At 27.8% G+C, this 23,367-nt stretch carries 26 protein-coding genes, 1 other RNA gene and 1 riboswitch; of the genes, 20 read left to right on the forward strand and 7 right to left on the reverse strand.

Translation table 4 applies throughout. The features are described from left to right. Positions 1 to 48: 48 nt before the first annotated feature. A complete protein-coding gene (locus tag AACL10_RS01255) occupies positions 49 to 612 on the reverse strand; it encodes an inorganic diphosphatase (protein ID WP_338985433.1) in 564 nt (187 codons plus the stop codon). A gap of 61 nt (positions 613 to 673) precedes the next feature. Beyond that, complete coding sequence (locus tag AACL10_RS01260) at positions 674 to 1,387, reverse strand: ECF transporter S component (protein ID WP_338985434.1); 714 nt, start codon at positions 1,385 to 1,387, stop codon at positions 674 to 676. Positions 1,388 to 1,477: 90 nt separating this feature from the next. Then, positions 1,478 to 1,597, reverse strand: a riboswitch (FMN riboswitch). A gap of 125 nt (positions 1,598 to 1,722) precedes the next feature. On the opposite strand from AACL10_RS01260, the gene AACL10_RS01265 reads away from it, so the two are divergent. Both AACL10_RS01265 and AACL10_RS01270 read left to right on the forward strand, forming a co-directional pair. Further along, positions 1,723 to 2,562: an ECF transporter S component gene (locus AACL10_RS01265; protein ID WP_338985435.1), complete on the forward strand. Its 840-nt coding sequence runs from the start codon at positions 1,723 to 1,725 to the stop codon at positions 2,560 to 2,562. Between the two features lie 82 nt (positions 2,563 to 2,644). Further along, entirely contained in the window at positions 2,645 to 3,667 is a 1,023-nt protein-coding gene (locus AACL10_RS01270) for a rod shape-determining protein (RefSeq protein ID WP_338985436.1), read from the forward strand. A gap of 294 nt (positions 3,668 to 3,961) precedes the next feature. Here the strand turns inward: AACL10_RS01270 and AACL10_RS01275 are convergent, their stop codons facing one another. Continuing rightward, entirely contained in the window at positions 3,962 to 4,144 is a 183-nt protein-coding gene (locus tag AACL10_RS01275; RefSeq protein ID WP_245858727.1) for a ferredoxin, read from the reverse strand. A 91-nt stretch (positions 4,145 to 4,235) separates the two neighbouring features. Here AACL10_RS01275 and AACL10_RS01280 point away from each other — a divergent pair, with 91 nt between their 5' ends. Genes AACL10_RS01280 through AACL10_RS01305 form a run of 6 tightly spaced genes read left to right on the forward strand, consistent with a single transcriptional unit; the run spans position 4,236 to position 8,849 of the window. Next, positions 4,236 to 4,913 carry a hypothetical protein gene (locus tag AACL10_RS01280; protein WP_338985437.1) on the forward strand — a complete coding sequence of 226 codons (678 nt, stop codon included), beginning with the start codon at positions 4,236 to 4,238 and terminating at the stop codon, positions 4,911 to 4,913. 15 nt (positions 4,914 to 4,928) lie between these two features. Continuing rightward, on the forward strand, positions 4,929 to 5,591 hold the full coding sequence (gene cmk / locus AACL10_RS01285) for a (d)CMP kinase (RefSeq protein WP_338985438.1): 663 nt from the start codon (positions 4,929 to 4,931) through the stop codon (positions 5,589 to 5,591). Between the two features lie 30 nt (positions 5,592 to 5,621). After that, positions 5,622 to 6,935: a ribosome biogenesis GTPase Der gene (gene der, locus AACL10_RS01290; protein ID WP_338985439.1), complete on the forward strand. Its 1,314-nt coding sequence runs from the start codon at positions 5,622 to 5,624 to the stop codon at positions 6,933 to 6,935. 4 nt (positions 6,936 to 6,939) lie between these two features. Next, a complete protein-coding gene (locus tag AACL10_RS01295; protein WP_338985440.1) occupies positions 6,940 to 7,944 on the forward strand; it encodes an NAD(P)H-dependent glycerol-3-phosphate dehydrogenase in 1,005 nt (334 codons plus the stop codon). 20 nt (positions 7,945 to 7,964) lie between these two features. Continuing rightward, positions 7,965 to 8,240 carry an HU family DNA-binding protein gene (locus AACL10_RS01300; protein WP_101780553.1) on the forward strand — a complete coding sequence of 92 codons (276 nt, stop codon included), beginning with the start codon at positions 7,965 to 7,967 and terminating at the stop codon, positions 8,238 to 8,240. 57 nt (positions 8,241 to 8,297) lie between these two features. After that, positions 8,298 to 8,849, forward strand: a complete 552-nt coding sequence (locus tag AACL10_RS01305; RefSeq protein WP_338985441.1) for a DnaD family protein — start codon at positions 8,298 to 8,300, stop codon at positions 8,847 to 8,849. On the opposite strand, the gene AACL10_RS01310 is transcribed toward AACL10_RS01305, so the two are convergent. Next, entirely contained in the window at positions 8,821 to 9,309 is a 489-nt protein-coding gene (locus AACL10_RS01310) for a Holliday junction resolvase RecU (RefSeq protein WP_338985442.1), read from the reverse strand. The genes AACL10_RS01305 and AACL10_RS01310 overlap by 29 nt on opposite strands. Positions 9,310 to 9,392: 83 nt before the next feature. Here AACL10_RS01310 and AACL10_RS01315 point away from each other — a divergent pair, with 83 nt between their 5' ends. The 6 genes from AACL10_RS01315 (at position 9,393) to ffh (ending at position 14,721) form a co-directional block, all read left to right on the forward strand. Then, on the forward strand, positions 9,393 to 9,722 hold the full coding sequence (locus AACL10_RS01315) for a DivIVA domain-containing protein (protein ID WP_338985443.1): 330 nt from the start codon (positions 9,393 to 9,395) through the stop codon (positions 9,720 to 9,722). A gap of 27 nt (positions 9,723 to 9,749) precedes the next feature. Continuing rightward, an RNA gene (rnpB, locus tag AACL10_RS01320) (RNase P RNA component class B) lies at positions 9,750 to 10,103 on the forward strand. A gap of 34 nt (positions 10,104 to 10,137) precedes the next feature. After that, positions 10,138 to 10,590, forward strand: coding sequence for a nicotinamide-nucleotide amidohydrolase family protein (locus tag AACL10_RS01325; RefSeq protein ID WP_338985444.1), 453 nt, complete (start codon positions 10,138 to 10,140; stop codon positions 10,588 to 10,590). 46 nt (positions 10,591 to 10,636) lie between these two features. Continuing rightward, the gene (gene recA, locus AACL10_RS01330; RefSeq protein WP_338985445.1) at positions 10,637 to 11,677 is read left to right on the forward strand and encodes a recombinase RecA; all 1,041 of its coding nucleotides are present in this window, start codon (positions 10,637 to 10,639) and stop codon (positions 11,675 to 11,677) included. Between the two features lie 111 nt (positions 11,678 to 11,788). Next, positions 11,789 to 13,321 (forward strand): ribonuclease Y, encoded by a 1,533-nt coding sequence (gene rny / locus AACL10_RS01335; RefSeq protein WP_338985446.1) that lies wholly within the window; start codon positions 11,789 to 11,791, stop codon positions 13,319 to 13,321. A 56-nt stretch (positions 13,322 to 13,377) separates the two neighbouring features. Continuing rightward, positions 13,378 to 14,721 carry a signal recognition particle protein gene (gene ffh, locus AACL10_RS01340; protein ID WP_338985447.1) on the forward strand — a complete coding sequence of 448 codons (1,344 nt, stop codon included), beginning with the start codon at positions 13,378 to 13,380 and terminating at the stop codon, positions 14,719 to 14,721. A gap of 141 nt (positions 14,722 to 14,862) precedes the next feature. Here the strand turns inward: ffh and AACL10_RS01345 are convergent, their stop codons facing one another. Together AACL10_RS01345 and AACL10_RS01350 are read right to left on the reverse strand one after the other, a co-directional pair. Beyond that, positions 14,863 to 15,114 (reverse strand): hypothetical protein, encoded by a 252-nt coding sequence (locus tag AACL10_RS01345; protein WP_338985448.1) that lies wholly within the window; start codon positions 15,112 to 15,114, stop codon positions 14,863 to 14,865. A 150-nt stretch (positions 15,115 to 15,264) separates the two neighbouring features. Beyond that, positions 15,265 to 16,248: a hypothetical protein gene (locus AACL10_RS01350; protein ID WP_338985449.1), complete on the reverse strand. Its 984-nt coding sequence runs from the start codon at positions 16,246 to 16,248 to the stop codon at positions 15,265 to 15,267. A 131-nt stretch (positions 16,249 to 16,379) separates the two neighbouring features. Between AACL10_RS01350 and AACL10_RS01355 the strand changes: the two genes are divergently transcribed. Then, a complete protein-coding gene (locus AACL10_RS01355; RefSeq protein WP_338985450.1) occupies positions 16,380 to 17,096 on the forward strand; it encodes a hypothetical protein in 717 nt (238 codons plus the stop codon). Positions 17,097 to 17,119: 23 nt separating this feature from the next. Here the strand turns inward: AACL10_RS01355 and AACL10_RS01360 are convergent, their stop codons facing one another. Beyond that, positions 17,120 to 18,022, reverse strand: coding sequence for a hypothetical protein (locus AACL10_RS01360; protein ID WP_338985451.1), 903 nt, complete (start codon positions 18,020 to 18,022; stop codon positions 17,120 to 17,122). A gap of 93 nt (positions 18,023 to 18,115) precedes the next feature. Here AACL10_RS01360 and AACL10_RS01365 point away from each other — a divergent pair, with 93 nt between their 5' ends. From AACL10_RS01365 to AACL10_RS01385, 5 genes are all read left to right on the forward strand, one after another. After that, positions 18,116 to 18,580 (forward strand): 23S rRNA (pseudouridine(1915)-N(3))-methyltransferase RlmH, encoded by a 465-nt coding sequence (locus AACL10_RS01365; protein ID WP_338985452.1) that lies wholly within the window; start codon positions 18,116 to 18,118, stop codon positions 18,578 to 18,580. An 80-nt stretch (positions 18,581 to 18,660) separates the two neighbouring features. Continuing rightward, positions 18,661 to 19,620 carry a ribosome biogenesis GTPase YlqF gene (gene ylqF / locus AACL10_RS01370; protein WP_338985453.1) on the forward strand — a complete coding sequence of 320 codons (960 nt, stop codon included), beginning with the start codon at positions 18,661 to 18,663 and terminating at the stop codon, positions 19,618 to 19,620. Next, positions 19,614 to 20,246, forward strand: a complete 633-nt coding sequence (locus tag AACL10_RS01375; RefSeq protein ID WP_338985454.1) for a ribonuclease HII — start codon at positions 19,614 to 19,616, stop codon at positions 20,244 to 20,246. The genes ylqF and AACL10_RS01375 overlap by 7 nt, the downstream gene beginning before the upstream one ends. Further along, entirely contained in the window at positions 20,236 to 21,915 is a 1,680-nt protein-coding gene (locus AACL10_RS01380) for a phospho-sugar mutase (RefSeq protein ID WP_338985455.1), read from the forward strand. The genes AACL10_RS01375 and AACL10_RS01380 overlap by 11 nt, the downstream gene beginning before the upstream one ends. A gap of 115 nt (positions 21,916 to 22,030) precedes the next feature. Beyond that, positions 22,031 to 23,362 (forward strand): CoA-disulfide reductase, encoded by a 1,332-nt coding sequence (locus tag AACL10_RS01385; RefSeq protein ID WP_338985456.1) that lies wholly within the window; start codon positions 22,031 to 22,033, stop codon positions 23,360 to 23,362. The last annotated feature ends 5 nt before the right edge of the window (positions 23,363 to 23,367 follow it).

The following is a 23,367-nucleotide window of genomic DNA, read 5'->3' on the forward strand; positions in this document are numbered from 1 at the left end:
TATAAAAAAAATCATTCCTTATTGAATGATTTTTTTTATACTACAATATTATCCTTGACCTAAGCCTTTTTCTTTTCACTCAGCCATGATTTCCTCTTTACCACCAGGTTTTGAGTATCTTTCTTTGTATTCAGCATATCTTTCTGTACATTCTTTTAGTTCATGCATAGCTTCTTCTGCTGTTCCTCAACCATTTATTTTAACTTCTTTTTTTTGTAAAGCTTTATATTGTAAGAAGAAGTTTTCGATTTCATCTTTTAAATGTTGTGGTACATCACTTAATGTTTTGTAAGCATCAAATCTTCTATCATCTGCAAAAACACCAAATAATTTAGTGTCAATTTCTCCAGCATCAATCATTTTGATTGAACCTAAAATTCTAACATTAACTCCAACTCCTGGAAGAGTAGGGTAAGTTACAAGACTTATTACATCTAATGGATCTCCATCTCAATCAAGAGTATTAGGTACAAAACCATATTCTCCTGGGTAAAAGTTTGCTCCGTATAATACTCTATCTAAACTAATTTCGTTAGTGTTTATATCGTATTCATATTTATTTGAACTACCCTTTGGTATTTCAACTATCATTTTAATTGTATTGTTTTCCATTAATAAAAATCTCCTCTACAAAGATATTTTATATTAAAAAAAGAAACTACATAAGTAGTTTCTAAAATAAATGTTTATTAATTAAGTAAACTAGTGTTTTAATACTTAAACAAATAATGATAAGATTTGCAGCAAACTTTAATAAAGATACACCAAATGCAATAAAAAGTAAAGAAATTCATGTTGCACTACCTTTATCGCCAATAATTTTACCTGTATCAGGTCAAACGTTCTTATATCATTCGAAAATAAATAAATCATTTAACACTAATGATGTAAAAGCTGACATAAAAGAAGCTACAAAACCACAAACTGCAATAATGGCAATATAGTATTTGATTTGATTATCACTTTCTACTTTAAATAATCAATATTTCTTCAATAAAAAGAAAAATATGGCAAAAAAAGCTAAAAAAGAAACATCAGATAAAGTCATTGCCAACACTCCTATAGGATCACTTCCAAAAGGCAATACAATTCTTAAAGAATTTGCTGCTGCACAAAATATAGATGCATAAATAAAGTTAGAACTTATATAAATAAACATTATTCCCACAAACGATATTTCCATTGTGAAAAAATTAGCGATTGGTATAGCTCCAAATGCATATTTACTAAATATTGTTAAGAATATCTCGACCGCAAACAACATAGAAAGCAGCGATATCTTTTTTATATCTAAGTAGAAAATGTCTTTCATAACCAATCTTCAGTTATATCTATTGATCTCTGCAAAGTCATATTTATGACTTCAAAAACCATAATAATTTTCCATTTAAAAAATCCTTTCAAATAAAAAGGCCCCACTAAATAAGGGGCTTTTATAAAACAAAAAATATAAACTTGAAAAGTTTAATTTATTGCTAGGTATTTTCTCACATCCGGACTGTACCGTCGGTTTCAGAATTCCACTGAATCATGCTCTTTTATAAGCTCATAGACTTTCACTATCGGTAAGGAATTTAACCTTGCCCCGAAAATACTCACATTATTATTATAAACTACTATACATAAAAAACATTTAATTCTAATTTATAAAAATTATAATTTGTATTTATAATTTTTATAAATTGATATATAATATTTTTGACATATAAAGGAGAAAAAAATATGGAAAACAAAAATCACGAAATTCCACATCACGATGATGAAAAAGAGGGTAAAAAAGATCATTATCATGATGAACATCACTTTGATTTTCTAGGTAACCACGATGATATTAACGATGAAGATTTTCATTGAAAAAATAGTTTATTTACAAGCAGACGTAATTTAACATTTAAAATAACTCTATCAGGAGTTTTTCTGGCATTGGCAATTGCAATGTCGGCATTTGAAATGGGTATTGAATTTATTTTAGAAAAAGTTCAATATCAAGGTGTTCCAATTCCATTTAGAATATTTGATTTAATAGTAATAACATTATCTTTATCGGCTTTAGGACCTATTTTCTCAAGTTTAATTGGTTTTATTGCGCCATTTATACATTTAGCAGATGGAATGCATAGCCCTGTAGCGGTTGTTGTTGATTGTACGGGTTATTTCATAGCTGTTTGAGTATTATGATTTTTCTACTACTTTGTGTTTAGAAACTCAAGTATTCATAAACATCCAATTAATAGTGTAGACAAGTTTAAAAGGTGAACACCAATTGTAGCTTTTGTACCTATTATGACAATAATTTACACAGTTATAGTTTTTGGAATGATGTATTTAAATATAACTTTTGAAGAAGCTCATCATTCACATGAAACATTTGCTAATATATCATTATTCCATGGAGATCACGCACATGACCACGACCATGGTGAGTGAGAAGATATAGTTAATAACTTTGGTGTATTTATAGGTATAATTTCTGCAATTGAATTAGCAAGATTTTCAATTTGCTACTCAATATTTGCATCAATTGAACCTCAAGTTAAAAAAATTAACCACTACTATAAGTAAAAATAATTATTCTAATTTTTTCTTGCAATATTTGATAAAATCAATGTATAAGTTTTAAATAGATTGGCGAGGAAAATCGAAAATGGCAGGAAAAAAACCAGTATATGTTTCTATGGATTTAGGAACAGCTTACACTTTAGTATATATTGAAGGTCAAGGAATCGTTTATAACGAACCTTCAATCGTTGCTTACAGAATTAAAGAAAATAAAATCGTAGCAGTAGGAGCAGAAGCTTACAAAATGATCGGTAAAGGTAACAAAAACCTAAGAATCGTTAGACCAATGGTTGATGGAGTTATTACTGATATCAAAGCTACTCAAGCTCAATTAAACTATATCTTTGCAAAATTAAGATTAGAAAAAACTCTAAGAGGATGTGTTATGTTATTAGCTTGTCCTTCAGTTATTACTGAATTAGAAAAATCAGCATTACAAAAAATTGCATTAAACTTAGGTGCAGGACATGTATTTATTGAAGAAGAAGTTAAAATGGCAGCTATTGGAGCTGGAGTAAATATTTATGCTCCAACTGGAAACTTAGTTGTTGATATGGGTGGGGGAACAACAGATGTTGCTGTTATCTCATCAGGAGACATAGTTCTTTCAAAATCAGTTAAAATAGCTGGTAACTACTTAAACGAAGAAATTTTAAAATTTGTTAGAGCACAATACGGAATGGAAATTGGGATCAAAACAGCTGAAACAATTAAAATCAGTATTGGTTCATTAGCAAAACATTCTGATGAAAAATCAATGAAAGTTTACGGACGTGACGTTGTTTCTGGATTACCAAGAGAAATCGAAATTACTCCAGAAGAAATGAGAGAAGTATTAAAAGTTCCTTTATCAAGAATTATTGAATTAGTAGTTCAAGTTCTTGAAGCAACACCAGCTGAATTAGCTGGAGATATCTTCAGAAACGGAGTTATCTTATGTGGTGGAACAGCATTAATTAAAGGTATTGCAAAATACTTTGGTGATACTTTACAATTACCAACAAAAGTTGGAGAAACACCATTGTTAGCAGTTATTAACGGTACAAAAAAATATGAATCAGAAGTTTTTGAACAATTAAGAGCAGCAAAACATGAATTAGATTACTAGAAAAATGCCAAAAGGCATTTTTTTTATTTGGAAATTATTGGAGAAAAATTCTAAAAAAAAATAAAAAAAATGTAACTTTTTTTATGAGTATGCTATAATGAAATTGAAATTACAAGGAATTGTAATTTTACATGTATCAACAATGGGATGTTAACATGTTCAAAAGAAAAGCTGATTATCTTATTTCATTAATTATTAAAATAAAGTTGTTTTTGGGAATTGAATGAGTGGTGCAACATAAAAAATAATTCAGATAAGATAAATAAAAAAATTCTCGCAAGAGAATTTTTTTATTTATTCATCACCAATTTTAACAGCACCAGTTGGACAAACCATTTGGCATTCCACTAATTCAAGATCATTTTCGTTTGCTTCAGCAAAACCGTCATCATCCATGAAGAGAGTACCAGTTTCATCAATTTGTACACAAGCCATGCAACCAATACACATTGATTTATCTATTCAAGTTTTTTTCATAAAAACCATCTCCGTTTCATTAATATAATAACAATAATTTTAAATATTTACATATTTAATTTATAATATATAGGTTAATGGGGTGAAAAAAATGAACCTAACAAGAATGGAAAGAAACAAGCAAATTCATGAAAAAGTGAGAAAAGAAATTGCTTATAAAAAGAATATTCAAGATGAAAAATCTATAATTCATTCTACTTTTGAAAAACTTAAGAAAATAGATCTAGATTTTTTCAAAGAAAAGTTAGCTTTATTTGATGCTAAACACGAATTTGAAAAACCTTATTTAGATAGAGATAAATCTTCAAGTCTTTTCCCAGAAGAAATTAAGTACGAGATGAAATTAGAAATCTCAGAACTTAAAAAACTTGGAAATGCGCCAGTTGTTAAAAAACCAGAACCTGAAATGGAAGAAGAATCTTTAAATTTAAGAAGTGAAAAGTACATTAATTTATATAAAAGTCTTCAAGCAAACGAAAAAAACTTTCAAAGAAACATTGATAAGTTAAAAGAGAAACAAGCAGGACTTAAAAATACACCCCAAGATATATCTATGACAACAGTACAACAAGTTAGAAGTAAAGATAATAGAAGTACTCAACAAATGATATTAGAAGTTAGTGAAAAAAACGAAAAAGGTCAAAATAGAGTACTTAAATCTTGAAAATTATATGAAAAAAAATATGGTTTTAAATGAGCTTTACCAATTTTAATAATATTGGCTCTAGTTATGGTTTTAGCTATAATAATTCCAATTTTCATTGTGTAGAAGGGTATTTATAATATGAAAAACATAAATATTGCAGTAGATGGAACTGCAGGGTCAGGAAAAAGTTCTGTAATGACAAAAATTGCAGATAAACTTCAAATGAATTTTATAGATACAGGTGTGATGTATAGAGCATTTACAAAATTATGTATCGATAATGGAGTTGATTTCTTGTCTGACTCAGATATTGAAAAGCAAATAGAAAAATTTGATTTTCAATATATTAATGAGAACTCAATACTTGTTAATGGTATCGATTATGGAAAAAACATTTTTGATTATGAAGTTGCAGAAAACATTAAATATGTGGCTAAAAATAATAAAGTAAGAGCATTTATGGTTAAAGCACAAAGAAAAATGTCAGAGAGCAAAAATAATATTGTTATTGGAAGAGATATTACAACAGTTGTTTTACCAGAAGCAGAATTAAAAATATATTTTGATTGTTCTGTTGAATCAAGAGCAAAAAGAAGATTTGAACAAAATAATAGAAAAAACGTAACTCCAAATGTTTATGAAGATATTTTAAGACAAATACAACAAAGAGATGATTACGACAAAAAAAGAGATGTAGGGGCTTTAAAGATAGCTCCCGATGCTTGATACTTAGATACAAGTGAATTAAATATGGATCAAGTTATTGAAGTGATTTTGAAAAAAATAGAAGAAATAAGATAATTTTATAAAAAATATAGGAGGTGTAGAATTATGGCAAGAAAAGGAATAGTTGCAGTTGTTGGTAGACCTAATGTTGGTAAATCTACACTTTTTAATAGAATAATTAGAGAAAAAAAAGCTATAGTAGAAGATAAACCTGGTGTTACAAGAGATAGAATGTATGGAAGAGCAGAATGACTTACATTACCTTTTATAGTTGTAGATACTGGAGGAATTACTTTACAAGATAGTCCTTTTTCAAAAGAAATAAGAATGCAAGCTGAAATAGCAATTAAAGAAGCTGATGTTATTGTTTTTGTAATAAACTATAAAGACGGCATTACTCAAGAGGATGAAGCTGTTGCAAAAATACTTTATAAAACTCAAAAACCAGTTATTTTAGCTGTAAATAAATATGACAAAAAAGAACAATTTGATGAATCATTTACATTCATGACATTAGGTTTTGGTGAACCTTGTTTAATTTCTTCGACACACGGTATTGGTGTTGGTGACTTATTAGATAAAGTTATTGAAAGTATGCCTAAATTTGATGACAACAAAGATGATGAAGAACTAAAATTAGCAATAGTTGGTAGACCTAACGTTGGAAAATCAAGTTTAGTAAATGCACTTGTTGGTGAAGAGAGAATGATTGTTTCAGATATTGCAGGAACAACTGTTGATGCAGTTGACAGTAAAATAAAATACAATGGTAACGAATATACAATTATTGATACTGCTGGTATGAGAAAAAAAGGTAAGATTTATGAAAATCTTGAAAAGTACAGTTACCTAAGATCAATTACAAGTATAAATAAAGCTGACATAGTTTTACTTGTTTTAGACTCAAGTGAAAAAGTAGCAGACCATGATACAAATATTGGTGGGGTTGCATTTGAGGAAAATAAACCTATAATAATAATTGGTAATAAATGAGATTTAGTTTCAAATAAAGAAACTAATACTATGAAGAGAAAAGAAGAGGAAATCAAAGCCTACTTCAAGTACTTAAATTACGCAAAGGTATTATTTTTATCAGCAAAAGAAAACAAAAGAGTTAATAAAATATTTGATGTAGTTGATCTTGTTCAAAAAAATATTAAAAAAAGAATTAGAACAAGTTTATTAAATGAAATATTCAATAAAGCTCAATTAATAAATCCAGCACCAAATCATAATGGTGGTAGATTAAAAATATTTTATGCATCACAAGTTGAAGCGTATTTACCAACATTTGTTTTATTTGTAAATAATCCAGAATTTGTACACTTCTCATATAAAAGATTCTTAGAAAACCAAATAAGAGCGCAATTTGATTTTAGTGGAGTGCCAATAACAATAATCTTTAGGGAAAGGAAATAAGAAAATGGCAAAGGAAAAAATAGCAATAATAGGTACAGGAGCATACGGGACTGTTTTAGCTAATGTTTTAGCAGATAATGGTCACGATGTTTTAATGTATGGTATAGAAGAAGGTCAAGTTAATGATATTAACGAAAATCACTTAAATTCTAAGTTTTTTCAAGATTTATTAATTAACTCAAACATAAGAGCTACAACTGATTTTGCTGTAGCAATGGAAAAAGCTAACATTGTAATCTTAAGTGTTCCTACTTTCGCTCTTAACAATGCAATTGAAAATGTAATTAAATACGGAAAACGTGAAATGCACATCATAAACGTAGCTAAAGGTTTAGATGAAGAAAATTTAGATGTTTTAAGTAAAAAAATTAAAAAACAATTCGAAGGAACAGGTGTTATGAAGTCTTATGGGGCTATTTATGGACCATCTGTTGCAGTTGAAGTGATAATGAGAAAACCAACTTGTGTAATGAGTTGTAATGAAGATGAAGAGATAGCTACTTATATGGCAAAAATATTCTCAAATGAATACTTTGTAGTTAAAGTATCAACAGATGTTGTTGGTTGTGAAATTGCAGCTGCTTTAAAAAACACAGTTGCAATAGCAGCGGGTATGTTACATGGATTTTCAGCAGCAGATAACGCAAAAGCATCTTTAATTACTATTGGAAATGCAGAAATCTACAATGTAGCTAAGCATTTTGGAGCAAGAATTGAAACTTTTATGAACTTTGCTACATTAGGAGATCTTATTTTAACTGCTTCATCACTTAAATCAAGAAACTTCTTTTTAGGAGTTCAAATAGCACAAAAAGACGATGCTAAAAAGGTTTTAACTTCACACAAAAACACTGTTGAGGGAGTATTATCTTGTAAATTAGTGTATGAAATGTGTAAAAAATATAAAATAAATGCACCAATGTTTGAAATAATGTATAAAATACTATACAATAATCATAAGCCTAGTGGGTTAGTTAATGACTTTTTCCAACACGCTAAGGTAGTATAGATATAAGGGGTGGATAAACCATGACAAAAAAAGAATTATCTGAAAAATTATCAGCTGAATTTGGTAGCACTAAAGCAGAAGCTGAAAGAATGGTTAACTACGTATTTGACGAAATCTCAAATGCTTTAGTTAAAAAAGAAGAAGTAGCAATCGCAGGATTCGGTAAATTCGTTACTGCTGACAGAGCTGCTCGTGAAGGTGTAAACCCAGCAACTGGAGCAAAAATTAAAATTGCTGCAACTACTGTAGCTAAATTTAAAGTAGCTAAACAATTAAAAGAAGCAGTTGCTAAATAATAACCTATACAGTAAAAAAACTTGCTTTTAGCAAGTTTTCATTTTGCTAAAATATAGATGTTTGAATTATTTAAATCAGGATTAATTAGTAAAAAAGCACTTTTAATTCTTAACTACTCTAAAATTAATATTAATGAGAACCAGTTAGCTATATTATTGATAATTATGGAATTATCAAATGAAGATCAAAAAAACTTTACACCATCTGAAATTGCTCAACACATGATGATTTCTAAAGAAGAAATAGAGAAAGAAATCTCAGAACTTTTAAAAAACAGAATCATTAAATTGGAGCAAAAAGGTAAAAAAACCATTCTAGACCTTACCCCTTTATTCAATAGACTACTTGTTGACTTGGAAGAGTCACATTCAAAACTTAAAAATGATAATAATTATAAGTTTATTGAGAAAATATTTAACTATAAACTTAACGAACAAGAAATTGAACAAATCGATAACTTTATTGAATTAGGTATTTCAAAACCTAAAATAATGTCTATTATTGATCAATATAAATTAAACAATATAAATGATTTATTTAAGAAATTAGAAGAACAATCTAAGAAAACATCAGTAAAAATTACAATGTATAACTGATTAAATGATTAAATATTATATTGAAATCAAAATTAATACCTGAAAAATCTACTTTAAAAAAATTATCTTTAAAGTAATCATAGGGTATTTTTTTATTATTTAATTTATCCAAATCTTTAATGTGTAGGAAATATATCTCATCATATAAATGAAAATAAACTAATAAAAAAGCACAACCTCCATTTTTATTAACTAATTCTAACTTTTCTAATTGATGTTTTTTAATATTGCTTAGATTAAAAAACTCTTTTTCTGTTTCTTTGGCTTCAAATTCCAAATACAATCCATTTCATAAGCCTATATAGTCACAAAAACTGTTTTTATTTAATCTTGCTGTAACAATGTTGTCTTCAATTGAAATAATATTATTGTTAACTGGCATTTTATATATAAAGCCTTTTTGATCATTTAATAAATTAATACTATTGTTTATTATGGTTTCTAAATACATACCTTTATTTTTAATAATCATAATATCACCCAATATATTAATCGTTATATATTTACAAAAATTTATAAAATAAGATACAATAAGACTAAACGGGGGCTAAAAAAATGGCAGATTACATAAAATTATCAAAACAAGATATATTAGATAAAGACTTTGAAGTTGAATATAAAGGTTACAAAGTTGAAGAAGTTGATTCTTTTTTAGATATGATAGCAGAAGACTATAAAATATTTACTGATAGAGAAATCAAAAAAGATGAAAAAATAGCTCTTTTAGAAGAAGAAGTTAAAAGAGTGACTAACGATTTAAACCAAACATTAGCAAACTTAAAACTTACAGAAACACAAATTGAAGAATTAGCTAGAAAAGGACTTAACAGTTCTGATTTAATTAAGCGTATTTCTAATTTAGAAAAAGACACATATAATAAATAATTTGGTATAAAATAATGATTGAGATTGAATCTGAATCAACTGCTATATTTGAAAAATAATATAGAGGAAACTCCACGCTTGCACATTCTGAGATGAATGTAGTGATTGTGCTAGAGGAAAAAATAACTCTAGGTACCAATTTATATTGGTAACGACTTAAGGGTAATCTAAGGGTACTTGTACCTATGATGAGCTTTTTAAAGTGCCACAGAGACGAATAGCTAGAAATAGTGAGATGGAACGCGGTAAACTCCACAAGCAAGAAACTCAAATTTTGGTAGAGGAACTTGAGGGCGAGGAAATGAACAAGTCTTCAGGATCGCTTTTGGCGATAGATAGATAGTTGATGCACGTAAGTGTTACAAAACGTGGGTTATGATGATTTAATTTCACTATATTTTTTAAGGATTTGTATATGGAAAAATTATTTGAATATTTAAAATTAAATAATTTAACAATATCTAGTTGTGAATCATTTACAGGTGGATATTTCTCAAATCAAATTACAAATATTTCTAATGCAAGTAATTACTTTAAAGGTGCATTTGTTTGTTATACAGATGAATTTAAAAGTAATATTTTAGGAATAGATATAGAAATAATTAAAAAATATGGTGCAGTTTCAATAGAAACTCTTGAATTAATGTTAGACAAAACTCAAGAAAAATTAAAAACAGAAGTTGTTTTTGCTTTTACTGGTTTTGCAACTCCGCTTAACGAAAACCCATTAACTGGTTTAAGTTATGTTGGTTTTAAAATAAAAGAAAAAATATATACTTATGAATTTAAAATAAAAGAAGACATAACAAGAGAAGAGTACAAACAAAAATCTTGTGAATTTCTTATAAATAAGTTTTTAAATTTATAATTTTTTTCTCTATTTAGTCGATAAGACTTATAGGAGGAAAAAAATTATGATAGAAAAAACATTACAAAAAAATAAAGAAGAGGTGCTTTTAAATATGAGTAACAACAACATTTATGATGATCCAGCTTTTAAAAGTGTCTTAAAAGATATTGAAAAAACTTTTGGAAAAGGGTCAATCATGCAATTAGGAGACTCAATAAATTCTTCTATTGAAGTTATACCAACTGGTAGTTTCTTATTAGATAGAGCAATTGGTGCTGGAGGATATCCTAAAGGTAGAATAATTGAAATTTATGGTCCTGAATCAAGTGGTAAAACAACACTTTCTTTACATGCTATTTGTGAAGCTCAAAAAAATAATGGAAGAGCTGCTTTTATTGACGCAGAACATGCATTAGATCCTAGATACGCACAAAATATAGGTGTAGATATCAAAAATCTAGTTGTAGCCCAACCAGACTCTGGAGAACAAGCTTTAGATATTTTAGAAATGCTTGTTAAATCAAATACTATAGATATAGTTGTGGTTGACTCGGTTGCAGCACTAGTTCCAAAAGCTGAATTAGAAGGTGAGATGTCAGATCAACAAATTGGTTTACAAGCTAGACTTATGTCAAAAGCTTTAAGAAAATTAAATGGTATTGTATCTAAAACAAATACAACAGTTATTTTTATAAACCAATTAAGAGAAAAGGTTGGAGTTATCTTCGGAAATCCAGAAACTACACCTGGTGGAAGGGCTTTAAGGTTCTACTCTTCGTTAAGATTAGAAGTTAGAAAAGGTGAAACTATTTCTACAAATGGTGAAGCTACTGCCAATAAGGTAAAGATTAAAGTTGTAAAAAATAAAGTAGCACCACCATTTAAAACATGTCAAATAACAATTGCTTACAATAAGGGTGTTGAAAAAGACTTGGAAGTAGTTGAAATGGCAACAATCTACAATGTTTTAACAAAAGCTGGTGTTTGATATTCATATGGTGAAGAAAAAATTGGACAAGGTAAAGAAGCTGTGAGAGAATGATTTACAAAAAATCCAGATAAGTACCAAGAAATACAAGACAAATTAAAAGAATGTATAGAATAAAAAAATCGATTTAATCGATTTTTTTATTTGCCCCTTTATAAGTTCGCTCAAATATTGTAAAATCATAAAGTCGCAAAAGCGACACCACACTTTTCTAGGATTGGAGAATCAATGCTAGTTACAAAATTAGAAGAAAATATATATATTGCGCTTTTAGCTATATTATCATCAATAATTATTGCATCCATTGCAGTCATTATTTATTTAGTTAAATCTCGTCAACGCAAATATATACTAAAAAAAGCAAATGACGAAGCAAAAGAAATAAAAATGAATATAATTGCAGAAGCAAAATCTCAAGAAGCATCTATTAGATTAAACGCAGAAAATGAAGCTAAATATATTCGTGAAGAGATTTCTTTGGAAGAAAAAAATTTAAAAATTAAAAAAGAAAAATTCTATCAGGAATTAGAACTTCTAAGCAAAAAAGAAGAATCAATAATTGAAGATAGAATGAATATAAATAAAACAAAAAAAGAACTTGAAATTGAACGTAAAAAAATTCAAATGTTACTTGAAAATACTGCTTCTTTAAGTGAAGAAGAAGTTAAGGAAGAACTTTTTAATATTGTTGAAAATAAGTATTTATTTGATCTTTCAAATAAAATAAAAACATTTGAAGAAAATCTTAACAAAAACGCTCAGCAAAAAGCTTCAAGAATATTGATTGATGCAATGCAAAGTTGTCATGTAGAAGTTACTACAGAAAAAAATACAACTTTCTTTGAATTGGAAGATGAATCTTGAAAAGGAAAAATAATTGGAAAAGAAGGTAGAAATGCTAAAACTTTTCAATCATATGGTGGGGTTGACATAATAATTGACGACACACCAAACAGAATCACTATCTCATCTTTTAATCCAATTAGAAGAGAAATAGCTTATTTGACTTTACAAGAGCTCTTAAAAACAGCAAGAATTCATCCTTCTACAATAGAAGAACAATTAATAATCCAAGAAGAAAAATTAGAAAAAAGATGTTATGAAATAGGTCTAAATGCTCTTAATTCATTAAATATCGATGATTTACCAGATGAAATAGTAACTATGATTGGTAAGTTGAAATTTAGACATAGTTACGGTCAAAATGCATTACAACACTCTGTTGAAGTTGCTTCCATTTCAAAAAGAATAGCTCAAGAACTTGGGCTAGATGAAAAAATAGCTCTTAAATCTGGTCTTTTACATGACATAGGAAAAGCTGTGGATTTCGAACAAGAAGGAAGTCATGTAACTTTAGGTGTAAGGGTACTTAAAAAATATGGAATAGAAGAAAAAATAATTAATGCAGTTGAATCTCATCATAATGATGTTGAAAAAGAAACTTATTATGCAGAAATTGTAGCCATAGCAGATGCTATGAGTGCTGCAAGACCTGGAGCTAGAAATAATGATTCTGAAGATTACTTCGCAAGAATGAAAGAATTAGAAGATATTTGTTTATCACAAGAAGGGGTTTTAAAAGCATATGTATTAAAATCTGGTAGAGAAATTAGAGTAATGGTAAATCCAAGCATAATTGATGATTATAATATGAAAAAAATATCATATAAATTAAAAGAAGAAATTCAAAAGATCAATAAAACTCCTGGAGATATCTTCATTACTGTAATTCGTGAAAAACGTGAAACTATAAGATTATAAAAACACCAAGCAAATGGTGTTTTTTGTTATAATTATTTGTGATTGGAGTGAAACTTATGGGATTTGGAGATTTTTTAACAGGTAGAATGAAAAAGTCTATCGAAAAGAACTTAAAGAAAAGTACTTTAAATAGTGAAAATGTAAAAGAAGTTTTAAGAGAAATTAGATTAGCTCTTTTAGAAGCTGACGTTAACGTTGATGTTGTAAAGAAGTTTATAACTAATGTTGAGAAAAAAGCAGAAGGAGCATTTATTGAACAAGGTGTTAGAGCTGACCAACAAATGATCAAGATTGTTCATGAACAATTAGTTGAAATTTTAGGTAAAATTAACAAACCTTTAGAAATAGATAAAAAACCATCAATTATAATGATGGTTGGACTACAAGGGGCAGGTAAAACTACTACTGTAGGAAAACTTTCTAACTTAATAGGTAAGAAAAACAAGAAAAAAACATTAATGGTAGGTCTAGATATTTACAGACCAGGAGCCATTGATCAATTAGTTGAATTAGGTCAAAAAAACAACTTAGATGTTTTTGAAAAAGGAAAACAAGATCCAGTTAAAACAGCAAAACAAGCAATCGATTTTGCTCAAGAAAATGGATATGAAGTAATAATACTTGATACTGCTGGTCGTTTACAAATTGATAAAGAATTAATGAAAGAGTTAAATGAAATAAGAAAAGCTGTTTCGCCTCAAGAAATTATTCTTACAGTTGATGGTATGACTGGACAAGATATCATAAACGTTTCACAAGAGTTTAACAGTTTATTAAAATTAACTGGTGTAATTGTTACAAAACTTGATGGTGATGCTCGTGGGGGAGCAACTTTATCAATTACTGATATTACAAAATTACCAATTAAATTCATTGGGGAAGGTGAGGGAATTGGTGCTCTTGCAGAATTCCATCCAAAAAGAATGGCTGACAGAATCCTTGGTATGGGTGATGTTGAAACATTATTTGAAAAAGCAGCAGATGTTATTGATCAAAGAACTATGGAAAAAACCATGAAAAGAATGTTTGCTGGTCAATTCGATTTAGAAGATTTAAAAAACCAAATGGAACAAGTAGCTAAAATGGGAAATTTAGGAGGTATTATGAAAATGGTGCCTGGAATGAATGGAAAAATTAGTGAAACTCAAATCAATCAAGCTCAAGAAAAACTTTGAGTTGCAAATATATTAATGGACTCTATGACTTTAAAAGAAAGAAGAGAGCCAAGATTATTAAAAGCAATTACTAGAAAACAAAGAATTTTAAAAGGTTCTGGTAGAAGTGAAAAAGAATATAATGAACTTTTAAATCAATTTGATAAAGGTAAAAAACAAGTTCTTGAAATGTCAAAAGCATTAAAATCAGGAAGAATGCCTAATATGGGTGGAATGAAGTTTTAATCAAATAAAAAAACCAGTTTAATTAAACTGGTTTTTTTGCTCATTATTAAAATTTATTATTACATCCCTTTTGGTAATTGCGTTTTCAAATTCGGCTTCAATCACTAATGTGAACACACCTTTTTGACTTAAAACATTATTTTAGTCTCTAATTGTAACGGTAAAAAAATCATTCTCTCCGCAATATAACCAATTATGAGAAACCTTTGCGCTTCCTGATAAAAAATTGTAGTTTTTTTCTTGAGTAATTTTAAATTCCTCCTTAGATTTTGAATATGGTAGTAGCTCATTTATTAGGATTGAATCTTGTCTAACAGGGTTTTCAAATTCAAAATCATATGGGCCTGGTTTAGGAGATTCTATAACTGGAACTTTGATTTGTGTCTTTGACATAGTAACATTACCAATTACATCTAATTTCACATAAGACTTTGTAATTTCTTTTGTTAATGATAAAACAATTTATTCCCCACATTAACCACTCTTATGCTTATTATATAATTCAATAAAAAAAGTCTTTTGATAAAGACTTATTATTTTATGTTATTTTTTAATTTCTATATAATTTATTTTTGTTGTTATTTTTGAGTGTACATTAGCTTGATTTGCTCCACTTCTGTATTTTCCAGCAATATTAGTTGATCTTACTTGTATTGAATTTTGTTGCTGGTTATATATTGTATCAATTGCATAAAATGCCCATATTTTGTTTTGTGTATAATTTATTTGATATTTTTTTATTACGCCATTTTCAAACAATGATTCATCAGTGTTATTATATATGTCTTGAGCTTTAGAATCTGATATTGTGTCTGGATATGTAAGTTCATTATGGTTGACTAATTTACCAAGATCAACTGTCTTAGTTTCGTTTAAGGTATTTTGAATCTCTCCATGACCATGTTTTGCATCATCTTCATGTTTAAAATTATAATTTATATTCAAATATGAATAATTTTCAATCAATTCTTGATCGTTTTTCACACCATAATTATCAAGTTTTATATTTATAATTTCCCCATTTTTCGCCATTCATCTACTTCTTTTATCAACTATTGTATCAACAATAACATCATTTGATTCGCCATTTACTTTAATTGTTTCTGGTCTTTGTATATCTGGCTCATTTATAAGTGTAATATCAAACTTAAAAACCCCTGAATACATTATGTTTGATGGAATCGCAACTGCCCTAGATTTATAAGTTAGTCTCTCTCCTTCATTTGGTTTTACATAATTCATACTTTGGAACTTTCAATTATCTTCTTCAAATCACATTGAAAAGATAATATCTTCAACATACTCATTGTCTTCGTTAGCTATTAATAATTCTGTGAAAACAAGATCTCTTATTACTTCAAAATTTTCTTCTTCCTTTGATAAGTTAACCACGGCAGGATTAACTTTTATCGAGTTTACATTAATTTTATGCATTTCAATATTTTTTAAGTTAGTAACATTTGTTATAACTTGTACTTGACCTGAAGCTGTAATAATACTTAATGCACCAATAAGTGTTTTTAACATAATTTCCTTCTTTCTTTTAGAATTATTTCTATTTTTTATATATTTTAATAGAAATAATTCCTACTTTTATTTTATAATAATATTAATAATAAAAATAATATTTTATTATCTATTTTAAGGAAAAAAACAAAATGAAAAAAACAATATGAATGATTTTTATAGTTATTTTAACTATAACTTTATCTTTTGTTTATGGGTGTGGAAGCAGGAATTTGGAATTTGTAAAACTTTCTTCTGGATCTGTGACTTTAGATTTAAAAAATGAAGAAACATCTTCGTCTGTAATAAAAATAATGAATATTAATTCCGTATTGTCAGTAAAAATAATATACAAAGATGATGCTGATGAATACATTGATGTAAATATCAGTAATGAAGAGATTAGAATAAAGGCAATAAAGGAAACTAAACATGCAGAATTTGAGGTTGTAGGAGAAAGGTCTTTGGGCAGTGCAAAGGTTAATGTTAGTGTAGTTCATTCCCCGCCGGATGGACCATATGATTTTCATTTAGAAAATTATACTTTTACAAATCCTGAAAGTGAGGCCTATATAAGATATTCATTAAAAACGGGCGTAATACAAAATAATGGTTGAAATAGTCTATTAGGAAAAATGAGTTTTAGATATGAATGAATATGATGTAATTCGGGTAGTTACTCAATAAACTATTGTCAACAAAATATACCGATCTCTGCTCATGAGAATTCTAATAATACAAACATTGATATTAAAATATTGGATAAAAACAAAATACTTCTAATGGAGGGTCAATCTGCGTTTGAATTCTTTGTGAGTTTCGAAAATGGAAAAGAAGAAAGAGAAGGTATAGTCCAATTTATAAATTAAAAAAACTAGTTATATAACTAGTTTTATTTTTTTGCTTCAATTTTCTTGATGTCTTTTTCTTGTTGAGAAATGGCTTGTAATCTTCTGTTTGCTTCTTCGATAGTTTTTTGAGTAACTTCCATTTCAATTCTGCGTTTTTCAGCTTCCTTGATTTTTTTTCATACTCCAGCTTTCATTGAATCTGACATTAATAATACAGATACAACAGCTACGTTAAACAGATCACCAATAACTTTTTCTACATGTTTTTTTTCTTTTGCAGATAAGTTTTCTGATTTGTATTTCTCTAGAACTTCAACTTCTTTAAAGTAATTAGTTGCAAAGTCTGTTCCAAATTTTTGGAATACTAAAGCATTACCTTCGTGAACGAATAATAGAATGTTTTTAAATAAGTTAAGTTTTAATTCTATTTCATCGTTTCCAGCAGCTCTAAATTGTCCGATAACATTGTTTAATCTGTCATCGTGGTATTGATCAACTAATTCTTCAACAACTATTCTTGTTGGTTGACCAACTAATTTTAAGATTGGTTTTTTAGTTGCAGTTTCTGAATCTACAAATTTGTAGTTCATTGCATTAATGTATTTTTTAATACGTAAAGGTAAGATGTACATATCGTATGCGATATATTCACTGTATCTTCATTTTCTAGCAACTATTTGTGAAATTATATTGTAAACCATTTCTAAAATAGTTAAGTTTAATGTTCTTTCATTTAATTTAAATTCTAATTTGTTCAATCTTAATAATTGGTAATATTCAAAACCATAGTATTCAAGAGCAATCATATTAAAGTAAGTTTGAACAGTTGAGTTGTTCATAATTGCAGAATATGAAAATTGAATATCTGGAACTAATGCATCAATTATATTTTCAAATTGAGGTCTAAAGTCCAAAATAGATTGAAATTGTTTTTTTTCAGCCATAATATCTCCTCCAAAATCATATAGATATTTTATCATATATTTTTTTGAATAAATATGATAAGTGTATAATATTAGTGGTTTTTAGGAGAAAATATGAAAATAAAATTAATATGCTTTAATAAAGTGAATAAAGAGTTTAAAGAAGTTTATCAATCATATATTGATAAACTTAAAAACCACTGTGATTTAGAAATTATAGAAATAAATGAGTTTGATCACGGCGATATGAAGTCTAATATGGTTAAAAATGAACAAAATATTGAAATGAAACTAAAAGAAATAAAAGACTTTGAAGTATTTTTGTTAGATATAAACTCAAAACAATATACATCTGAACAAATAGCACAAACTCTTGTAGAAAATCAAAACTATAAAGGAGGTAAAGCTTGCTTTATAATTGGGCCCAGTGATGGTTTTAGTCAAGAATTTAGAAAATTACATCAAAATAAAATTAGTTTTGGTTTAATCACATTGCCTTATAACCTAGTAAGAATAGTGCTATTAGAACAAATTTATAGAGGTTTCAAGATTTCTAAAAACCAAAAGTACCATAAATAAAGGTTAATATCAAATTTTAAAAAAATAGACTTTTTTAAAATTAATCTATAAAATGATACTATCGCTAAGGAGGTAATCCTATGTTTGACGAAAAATCAACTTTTAATTGATTTCCAGGTCATATGAACAAAAGTATTAAAGAAATTGAAGAAAAAGTTTCAATAGTTGATTTAGTTATTGAAATTGTAGATGCAAGAGCACCTTTTTCAACTCAAAATCCGTTACTTAGAAAAATACTTAACAAAAGACCAAGACTTATTATCATGACTAAGTTTGACTTATCTGATAAGGAAATCACAAACCAATGAACTGAATATTTTAAAAACTCTGGACATAGAACTTTTATTGTTAAAGATAAACAAACAGATATTTACAATGATGTTTTAAAACTTATCAATGAAATGACAAGAGAAAGCCAATTAAAACAAAAAAGTAGAGGTATAGAAAACCCACAACTAAATGTTTTAGTTGTAGGTATACCAAACGTTGGTAAATCAACTGTCATATCTAAACTTTCAAAAGGTAAAAGTTTGAAAATTGGAAATAAACCCGGAGTAACAAGAGGAATGCAAAGAATAGTTATGACAAATAACATAACTTTAATTGACACACCTGGAATTTTACCTGCAAAATTCGAAAATGAAACAGTTGCATGTAATTGTGCAGCTACAAATTCAATTAGATTAGATGTTGTTCCAAAAGAAAGAATGGCAACAAAATTAATGAGATATATTTATAACTCATATCCTTCATTGATTGAAAACACTTACAAAATTAATAAAAACGTATTGAGACCTATAAATTATGACGATACATTTACTATTTTTGAAGAAATAGCTAAAAGAAATAAATTTACAATATTAGATGAAATAGCTGATGTTGAAAGAGCAATTGAATTATTTATTCACGATATTATAAATAATAATCTTGGAAAAATATCATTCGAAAAACCAATTGAAATTAAAGAAATTTCAAAACAGGCAATTGAAGAAGATGACTTGGACTCAACTGTAGTAAGTGATTTAACAGTAGAATGATAGAAAATTTAAGATACTTATTTGATCAAAATATTAGAAAAGAACACAATGTTGTTTTAATTGCTGGAAGTGATGAGGTTGGAAGAGGTGCTATGGCAGGACCGATAGTTGTAGCTTCAGTTATACTTAAACCTGATTACAACAATCCTAAAATAAAGGATTCTAAATTATTAAATGAAAAACAAAGAGAAGAGTTATTTGAAGAAATAAAACAAAACTGTATAGATTACAGTATTTGTGAATATGACTCAAAGTTTGTAGATGAAAACAATCCTAAAAAAACAAGTCAAATAGGAATGATTGATTCTATAAAGGATTTGAAAGTTAAACCAGATATTTGCTTAATTGATGGAGAAAATATAGAATTAAGTGGGTACAAATGTTTACAAGTAATAAAGGGTGATAACCTAAGTATCACTATAGGTACTGCAAGTATACTTGCAAAAGTTTATAGAGATAGAATTATGAACAATTACCATCTGGAATATCCGCAATATAACTTTATTAAACATAAAGGTTATTGCACAAAAGGTCACCAAGAAAGAGTTAAAGAATTTGGTGTTTTGGATATTCATAGGTTTTCTTATAAACCTATTAAATTTCTAAAGGAGAAACAAAATGAACTTTAATAAAAGTAATGAAGTGTATCAAGAGTGAGTTAATTCAACTCATTTAGACGAAAGTTTAAAACAAGAATTATTAAATGCAAGTGATGAAGAATTAAATGCTGCATTTAATATTCAATTAGAATTTGGAACAGCAGGAATAAGAGGAATCTTAGGGGCTGGTCCAGGAAGATTTAACTTATATACAATTAAAAAAGTAACTATAAGTTATGCGAAACTTTTAATGTCAAAATATGGAGATGAATTGAATAGAGGAGTTGTTATTGGACATGACAACAGAAAATATTCAAAAGAATTTTCTCAATTGGCAGCAGAGATACTAACAAGCTTTGGTATTAAAGCTTATTTATTCAAAGATAACATTATGAAACCAACACCAGTTGTTTCATATGCTACAAAAGATTTAAATGCAATAGGTGGAATAGTTATAACAGCAAGTCATAACCCGGCTATATATAATGGATACAAAATCTATGATGAATTTGGTTGTCAATTAATTGATGAAGATACAAAAGTCATAGCTGAATATATGGAAGAAATTCAAGATATATTGAGTTGAAATTATAAAACTGATGAATCAATTTTAGAAGTAGTTCCTCAAAGTGTTTTAGATAACTACAAAGAAATGATCTCAAACTTACAATTCTATAAAAATGAATCAAGAGATGGATTTAAAATGATTTATTCAGCTGTTAATGGAACAGGAACTGAATTTACACCACCTTTATTGAGAAGTTTTGGCTATGATGTAATTGAAGTTGAAGAACATGCTTTTGAAGATTCAACATTTAAAAATGTTGGAAACCCAAACCCTGAGTTTGAACCGGCTTGAAAAATTCCTTTTGAATACGGACAAAAAAATCAAGATGCATCAATAATGATAATTCAAGATCCAGATGCTGACAGAATTGGTTGTGCAATTAATCATAATGGTGAATGAATAAGAATTGATGGAAACCAAACGGGACCTTTATTAATTGAATGAAAATTAAGTCAAATGAAAGAACATAATTTAACTCCAGAAAATCCAGCTATGTATTCAAGCTTTGTTACAAGTGATTTAGGAGATAGAATAGCCAATGAAACTTATGGAGTTAAAGTAATTAAAACTCTAACTGGATTCAAATGAATGGGATCAGAAATCCTAAAAGAACCAGAAAGAAACTTAAACTTTGTATTTGCTTACGAAGAAAGTTATGGTTATGTTCTTGACTCATCAACTAGAGACAAAGATGGTATACAAGCAACAACTATGTTAGTTGAAGCTGCATGATACTATAAAAAACAAGGTAAAACATTAATAGATGTTTTAAATGAGTTATATGAAAAATATGGTTATTACTATACATATACAGAAAATTTAAACTTCAAACCAGAAGAAATTAAATCTAAAGTTGAACCAATTATGAAGAAGCTTAGAGAAGAAGAATTTAACACTTTAGGTGGATTAGAATTGAGTTATGCTGAAGACTATATTGATGGACTATTCAATATGCCAGGTCAAAACCTAATGAAGTTTTACTTTAATGATGGTAGTTGATTTGCAGTAAGACCATCAGGTACTGAACCAAAAGTAAAAATCTACTTTATTTGTGTTGATAAAAACGAACAAGATGCAAAAAATAAATGTGATTTAATCTTTAAAGATTTAAAAGAATTCTTAGAAATTTAATTTAAAAAAATAACACGATGTGTTATTTTTTTATTTTTAAGTTATAAAAAATACTTTTACTACAATATAATTATATTGGCAGTATATTTTTTGCAAATCGAATTGAGGAAAAGAAATGAAAACTTTAATTATAGGTGGTAGTGCAACCGGAATGGGTGTTGCTGCTAAATTAAAAAGAAATGATCCTAATATGGAAATCACAGTAATACAAGATAAGGAATATGTTTCTTTAGGTGCCTGTGGACTTCCTTACTTTGTAGTAAATAACTTTGAAGATAAAAACACTTTAATCGCAAGAAAAAAAGAAGAGTTTGAAAAAACTGGTATCAAAATCATAGCTAATACAAAAGTTTCATCAATTGACTTTGAAAATAAAAAAGCATTTTATGGTGATAAATTTGAAGACTATGAAAACTTAGTGATAGCAGTAGGAGCAAAACCTATAGTGCCAAATATTAAGGGTGTTGAAGGAGAAAATGTCTTTACTCTTACAACATTAGAAGATGGAGTATTGTTAAAAGAAAAAATGAACAATGATAAGACTATAAAAAAAGTTGCTATCATTGGGGCTGGGTTTATTGGTTTAGAAATGACTGAAACTTTAGCTGAATTAAATAAAGAAGTTTATTTAATGGAAATGGAATCAAAAGTTATGAAAAGAACTTTTGATGAAGAGATATCTAATTTAATTGAAGAAAAATTAAGTGAAAAAAATATCAATAAATTATTTGGAGAACAAGTTATTGAAATAAAACTTAAGGACAACAAAGTCGGCTCTATATTGCTAAAGAGTGGAAAAGAAATAGAAGTTGATGCAGTATTGTTATCTGTTGGATTCCAACCAAATACACAATTTTTAAAAGAAAGTATTTTGGAAATGAATGAAAGAGGAACAATTATTGTAAACACAAAAGGTGAAACAAACATTAAAGGTGTTTATTCAGCAGGTGATTGTGCAACTTCTAAAAACTATATCAATCAAGAAGATATTTATTCTCCATTAGCAACAGTTGCAAGTAAATTTTCTAAAGTTATAGCTGATAACATAGCTGGAAAACAAAATGAATTTGTAGGTTCTATACAAAGTGCAATTTTAAGGTTGTTTGACCTAGAAATAGCAAGAACTGGTTTAACAGAACAAATGGCTAAAATGAATAACATAAATGTTAAATCTGTTTTCATAAAAGATAAAGATCATACAAACTACACTCCAAATCAAAAGGACATATATCTGAAATTGATAATCAATGATGATACAAAAGAAATCATCGGAGCGCAAATGGCAGGAAGTAATAATTCTATTTTAAGAATTTATGGATTAGCTGCTTTAATTTGACAAAAGGCAAAAGTAGATAACGCTTTAGAACAAATCGACTTACCATATGCACCACCGTTTTCAAGAAGTGTGGATATTATTCACATAGCTTTATCAAAATTAAATAAATAATAAAA

Origin of the sequence: Spiroplasma endosymbiont of Diplazon laetatorius, from assembly GCF_964019625.1 — a bacterium.
Taxonomy (GTDB): domain Bacteria; phylum Bacillota_I; class Bacilli_A; order Mycoplasmatales; family Mycoplasmataceae; genus Spiroplasma_A.